The organism is Aquabacterium sp. A08 (assembly GCF_011742065.1).
Genome location: NZ_JAAQQT010000581.1, coordinates 1 through 5,769, shown reverse-complemented (window position 1 = coordinate 5,769; position 5,769 = coordinate 1). Strand labels below are relative to the sequence as shown.

The 5,769-nt window shown below is 65.4% G+C and carries 6 protein-coding genes and 1 pseudogene; 5 read left to right on the top strand and 2 right to left on the bottom strand.

Features of this window, described 5'->3' with window-relative positions:
• The first annotated feature begins 293 nt into the window (after positions 1-293).
• The 5 genes from HA630_RS26515 (at position 294) to HA630_RS07100 (ending at position 5,108) form a co-directional block, all read left to right on the top strand.
• A complete protein-coding gene (locus HA630_RS26515) occupies positions 294-500 on the top strand; it encodes a DUF3613 domain-containing protein (protein ID WP_166833655.1) in 207 nt (68 codons plus the stop codon).
• 5 nt (positions 501-505) lie between these two features.
• Entirely contained in the window at positions 506-2,269 is a 1,764-nt protein-coding gene (locus HA630_RS07115) for a TadG family pilus assembly protein (RefSeq protein ID WP_166833653.1), read from the top strand.
• Positions 2,270-2,318: 49 nt separating this feature from the next.
• Positions 2,319-3,308, top strand: coding sequence for a tetratricopeptide repeat protein (locus tag HA630_RS07110; protein WP_166833651.1), 990 nt, complete (start codon positions 2,319-2,321; stop codon positions 3,306-3,308).
• A 42-nt stretch (positions 3,309-3,350) separates the two neighbouring features.
• Positions 3,351-4,217 (top strand): PAS domain-containing protein, encoded by an 867-nt coding sequence (locus tag HA630_RS07105; RefSeq protein ID WP_208300001.1) that lies wholly within the window; start codon positions 3,351-3,353, stop codon positions 4,215-4,217.
• A 153-nt stretch (positions 4,218-4,370) separates the two neighbouring features.
• A complete protein-coding gene (locus HA630_RS07100) occupies positions 4,371-5,108 on the top strand; it encodes a hypothetical protein (RefSeq protein WP_166833647.1) in 738 nt (245 codons plus the stop codon).
• 19 nt (positions 5,109-5,127) lie between these two features.
• On the opposite strand, the gene HA630_RS07095 is transcribed toward HA630_RS07100, so the two are convergent.
• Positions 5,128-5,325: a hypothetical protein gene (locus HA630_RS07095; protein WP_208300000.1), complete on the bottom strand. Its 198-nt coding sequence runs from the start codon at positions 5,323-5,325 to the stop codon at positions 5,128-5,130.
• Positions 5,326-5,457: 132 nt separating this feature from the next.
• Positions 5,458-5,769: pseudogene (locus HA630_RS07090) on the bottom strand (hypothetical protein); the annotation flags it as partial.

Sequence of the window (5,769 nt, the reverse complement as noted above, 5' to 3'; positions counted from 1 at the left end):
GGCCCCGAAGCGCGCGACAAGGTGCGCGCTCTGGCCGCCGCACGCACCGGTGCGGTGGACGGCCGTGAAACCTTTTCCGCCCCGCCTCGGTAAACGATACTGAGTCCATGCGCTCACCAAAGACCTCCATGCACGTCCCACTCCTGCGCCTTGACACCACTGCCCTTGCCCGCCTGCGTCGATGGGGCACCTGCGCGGGCTTGTTGTTGTGTGCCCTCGCAGCGCCGAGCTGGGCCCAGGACTTGGCCACCCCGCCCGCAACGCAGCCGCCGGCCGAAGCGCCAGATCGCAGCGTGGACCACCCACCCGCCGGTCCGCGCCCGATCGGCGCCGACACGCGCGCCCTGTTCGAGCACCAGCGCCAGGCGAGCGCCGGGCGGCCGGCCCCCGGCATCCCTGGCCCGGTGGCTGTCGAGACCTGGGAGCGCTACCTGCGCAGCTATCGGTCCGAAATCCCGGCGCAGTTCGACCGGCAGCTCAAAGAATCGGTCAACCGTTGAACCCGATGCGCGGTTTCAGGCGTTGGCAACGGCAAAGCGGCGGGGTGCTGCTGCTGGGGGTAGGCGCCATTCTGCTGGCCTTGTCCACCTTGGCCGTGGTGGACGTGGGCCAGGTGTTCTACATCAAGCGCGAACTGCAGAAGACCGCCGACCTGGCCGCGCTGGCCGGCGCGCAATTCCCCGGCGACTGCAACGCCATGCAGCAGCGCGCCACCCAGAACGCCGCCCGCAACGACAGCGCCACCCCCGACCTGGCCCTGACCCTGACCTGTGGCACCTGGGCCGCCGACCGCCCGGCCGACGAACGCTTCCAGGCGGGCACCGCGGCGCCCAACGCCGTGCGTGTGGTGGCAGCGCAGGAAGTGCCTTACTTCATCCTCAACTTCATGGGGGGCGAACGCAGCAAGCTCGTCGAGGCCCGCTCCACCGCGGCGAACCCGGTCAATGGCGGGCTGCTGAGCATCCACTCCATCGGCACCGGTGTGGCCCGCGCCGACCTCAACGCCGGCCTGCTCAACCCCCTGCTGTCGGGGCTGCTGCGCAGCAACGTCAACCTCAGCCTGGTGTCCTACCAGGGCCTGGCCGACGCCAAGGTGCGGCTGCTGGACATCGTGCGGGCCGACCCGATCAACCTCGGCAGCGTGGACAGCCTGGCCGGTGCCCGCGTCAGCCTGTACGACTTTGTGGTGGCCACGGCCAACGCCAGTCCCGACAGCCTTGTCAAAACCACCCTGCTCAACAACCTGCTGAACGTCAACCTGCGCGACCTCAACCTGGACCTGGGCCAGGTGTTGCGCCTGCAGACCCTGGACCCCAGCTCGGTGGCGCAAGCCAGCCTGTCCGCCCTGGACCTGGTGATGCTGGCCGCCCAGGTGGCCAATGGCAGCCATGCGGTGGCGCTCCAGACCGGCCTGCCGCTGGTCGGCCTGTCGCTCAAGGTGATCGAGCCTCCCCAGTACGCCATCGGCGGACTGGGGGCCACGGCGCGCTCGGCCCAGGTCCGCCTGCAACTGGCGCTCAAGCTCTCGTCGGACCCCAGCATCGGCGCCCTGCTCAACACCCTGTCGAGCCTCATCGCTTTTCAGGACATCCACATCAACCTCGAACTGGCCGCCGGCCAGGCGGTGCTGACCGAAGCCGTGTGCGCACCGCGCCGCGAAGACGCCCTGGTTGGCATGCGGGTGAGCACCGGGCTGATCCAGACCTGCATCTCGAACGACGCCAACGCCGGCTTCAACAACTGCCCGGCCAAGCTGACCGTGCTGGACGTCCCCCTGATCAAGCGCAAGCTTGAACTGGGCGCTCCGGCCCTGACCCTGCAGCAGATGGCCCAGCACGACATCGTCTTCGGACCCGGCTCTGCCCAGGGCGTGCTCATCGAAGACGAGCGCCCTTACACCGTGGGCTCATCGGTTGGCAACACCCTCACCAGCGCCCTGAACACCCTGTTCAACACCGTGCAGGGAGCCAGCCTGACCAAGTACGGCGACCCCACCAAAAGCCAGTTGCTGGGCAACAACCTCATCAGCAACCTGCTGTCGGGCCTGCTCAACCTGCTGCTGGCCACGGTGGACACCCTGGTCAATGAAATCCTGCAGGCCGTTCTGCCGGTGATCAACTCGGTGCTCAACACCCTGGTCCAACCCGTCATCGCCAACCTCGTCGGCGGCCTGATCGACCCCCTGCTGAGCCAGTTGGGCCTGAGTCTGGGCTACAGTGACGTGCGTCACATCAAACTTTTTTGCAACGAGGCCGTGCTGGTGGACTGACACCGAGACACCCGCACGCCCCACACCGGCACGTCCGGTCACCACACCCATGATCCGAATCTCCTCTTTGTTGCAACGCTGGCGCCATACCCTGTGCATCCTGCCGCTCGGCCTCTGTGGCCTGGCCTGGGCCGATGCCACGCCGGCCCAGGTGCAGCAGTTGCTGCAGCGCGGTCAACACACACAGGCCTTGCAACTGATCGACCAGGGCCTGCAACGCACCCCCAACCGACCTGATCTGACCTTCTACCGCGGTGTCGCACTCACCGAACTCCACCGCGACGACGAGGCGCTGGCGGTTTTTCGCGAACTCAACCGCGCCTACCCCGACTCGCCCGAACCGTTGAACAACCTGGGGGTACTGCTGGCTCGCCAGAATCAGTGGACCCCCGCGCTGGAAGCCCTGCAGGCGGCCCTCAAAATCGATCCCCAGTACCAAGCCGCTCACGAAAACCTGGGCGATGTCTATGCCCGGCTGGCCGCCCTCGCCTACCAAAATGCCTTGAAATCCCCAGACGGTCCAGCCGGCCATGCACAAACCAAGCTCCGGCTCGTGGCACAGATTGCGCCACTCCCGGCCCCTGCGCCGCTTGACCTGACCGCGACAGAAAAAACACCTGTCAGCGCCACGCCCATGCGCCAGGCCAACGCCACACCAATGGACACGGCAGGTGCCCAAGTCCCAGGCACGGTGGCGCCCAGCCCTGACGTGGCGCAGGTTCATGCCGCCTTGCAACGCTGGGCGGACGCCTGGTCGCGGCGCGACATGGCTGCCTATGCGGCCAGTTACACCGATGGCTACGCCACCGCCGGCCTGACCCACGCACAGTGGCTGGCCCAGCGTCGGGCACGCATCGAAGGCAAAACCTCGATCCAGGTCGAGTTGGACGCGGTCAAGGTGCAGGTAAACGGTGACCGGGCCACGGTCCAGTTCGTACAGCGTTACACCGCCAACGACCACCGCTCGGTCGACCGAAAAACGGTGACCATGCACCGCCAAGGCGACGCCTGGCGCATTGCGCAGGAGCGCAACCGCTAAATCCCACACCACACCATGTCCAACCCCATCTGGACCTACGCCTTGCTGGGCGGGGTGGTCACACTTGCCCTGCTGCTCGGCGCACTGCTTTGGCGCTGGCGGCGGCAGGCCAAAGACTGCCAAGAAGCCCTCGAAACCAGCGCCCAGCAGAAAGCCATTCTGGACACCTCCGACGACGCGATCGTCACCATCACCCAAGACGGGCTCGTCCGCAGCTTCAACAAATCGGCCGAAAAGATGTTCCAGTGGACCGAAGACGACATCCTCGGACGCAACGTGAACATGCTCATGCCCGAGCCCTTCAAGTCGGCCCACGACATCTACCTGTCGCGCTACAAACTGGATGGCAACGACAAGCGGGTGATTTCAAAAACCCGTGAACTCACCGGCGTTCGCAAAGACGGCAGCGAATTCCCCATGAGCCTGACGGTGCAGAAAGTGCGCCGCGCCGACCCGCTGCTGTTCGTCGGTTTCATCCAGGACCTGACCGAAGCCCGTGACCAGCGCAACCACTTGGCCCACACCAAGCGCCAATACAACAGCCTGTTGCACGGGATGCCTGGCGTGGTCTGGAGCGCGACGCTAGACCAACCGGCCTTGACCTTGTTCGTGACCGACAACGTCGCCGAACTGACAGGTTACCCGCCTGAGCATTTCCGAGACCAGCATGTCTCTTTGAATGAATTGGTGCACCCAGACGACTTGTCAGCGGTGGTGCAGTGTCGGCAACAGGCCCGCCAAGATGCCCTGGAATACGCCATTCCGCTGCGCTTGCGCACTTGTCAAGACCAGCAGGTCTCGGTGCTTGAACTGGGACGGGTCGCCACCCACACAGACGGATCGGCACGGCTACAGGCGCTGTGGCTGCGTCTGGACACGCCCGCTGGCCGACGGTTGCGGCCCACCTGATCGGTCGGCTGGCCACACGGGGCAAAGCCTTCCCGCCAGCAACGGCGCCCTGCTTTCAAGCAATGGTGACCGAGGGAGCAGAACGAAGATGGACACCACAAAGCCCGCACGGGGTTTTGTCCCCTCCGCTTCCGACTGTGAAAGGAATCCGCCATGCACCGGTCTGCCGCCCCTTCACACACCCCTCACGGTCTGTCAGCCGTCGCTCGACCCTACCGCATCGCGCTGGCAGCACTCGTGGTCGGTGCGGCCACACCCGGTGCCTGGGCCACTGAGGAAGCGGCCCTGCTGGAAGCCACAACCCAAGCCGGACCGACACCGAAGGCAATCGCCCAGACCATGGCCATCGGCGACAGCCTGAGCACCGGTTTGGGTCTGGCCGCCGGAGCGGTGGAGGCCAATCCCTTGATCAGCACCACGCCACTGGGCTTGGTCGCGTTGGCAGGCATGAAACTGCTGATGCTCGATGCCATAGACCAGTACCCTGAAGAACAGCGTGTGCCGCTGCAGCGCAAAATGTCCTCGTTCTGGGGGGGCTTGACGGCCAACAACCTGCTGCTGGCAGCAGGTGCCACCGGGGGGCTGGCCATTCCTGCCGGCATGTTGGCCGGCTACATGATTTATAAATCGGAGAAATTTGAACAGGCCGAAGCTCAGGCGCTGGGCAAAGCCGCGCAAACACACGACTTTCGGGTCACGCCAACCTATGCGGTGGTGACCGAACTGACGGTCCGTGCCGCACGCGCCGACGGCAGTTACGACCCGAACGCGACGCTGACAACGGTGGAAGTCAAAACAGCCAACCCCTTGCTCGCCAAAGTGAGTACCTACCTGCACCCAGACGGGACCAAGTACTATGTTCAGAGCCACCGTGTCAAGACCACGGGCTGATCGCGTCACAAAGAGGGGATCAGAAACGGTGAAAAACGGGAGGCAGGGTGTCCACAAACGCGGTCAAAATTCCGCATTGCTGGGCCAGGAGTTGCTCGGCGGTCAAAGCGCTGCCAAGCGGTTCGGGGTGACGGCGTTGAACGGCAGATTGCTCTACCTGGTGCAGGTGCTCGGCACCGGCCAGGAAAACCAACAGATTGTCCACCTCGTCAAACAACAAATCGTAAGGGACCAGAGGCCGAGCCCCCACTGAGGAGGACTCGGCCGAATGCCGAAGGGCATCAGGCAAGGACACGGACCGTTGGGCGGAAAATGCGTGACGTTCCATGTCCCAGCCTTCAGTCTCCGATCAGCACAGAACGCCGCCCAGCAGGGAGGACAAGAGACCGTTGTCGCCCAGGACGCCGTCCACCAGGCCGGTCACCGGCGACAGCAGGTCGCCGCCCAGCAGGTCACCACCCAGCACGCCGTCCAGCAGACCGGTCACTGGCGACAGCAGATCGCCGCCCAGCAGGTCACCACCCAGCACGCCGTCCAGCAGACCGGTCACCGGGGCCAGCACATCGCCGCCCAGCAGGTCGCCACCCAGCACCTCGTCCAACAGGCTGGTCACCGGGGCCAGCAGGTCGCCGCCGAGCAGGTCACCACCCAGCACGCCGTC

What these genes read in the sequence shown, in the direction of transcription:
- HA630_RS07100 (WP_166833647.1), top strand. Translation starts at nt 4,371, where the DNA reads ATGCACCGGTCTGCCGCCCCTTCACACACCCCTCACGGTCTGTCAGCC.
- HA630_RS07110 (WP_166833651.1), top strand. Translation starts at nt 2,319, where the DNA reads ATGATCCGAATCTCCTCTTTGTTGCAACGCTGGCGCCATACCCTGTGC.
- HA630_RS07115 (WP_166833653.1), top strand. Translation starts at nt 506, where the DNA reads ATGCGCGGTTTCAGGCGTTGGCAACGGCAAAGCGGCGGGGTGCTGCTG.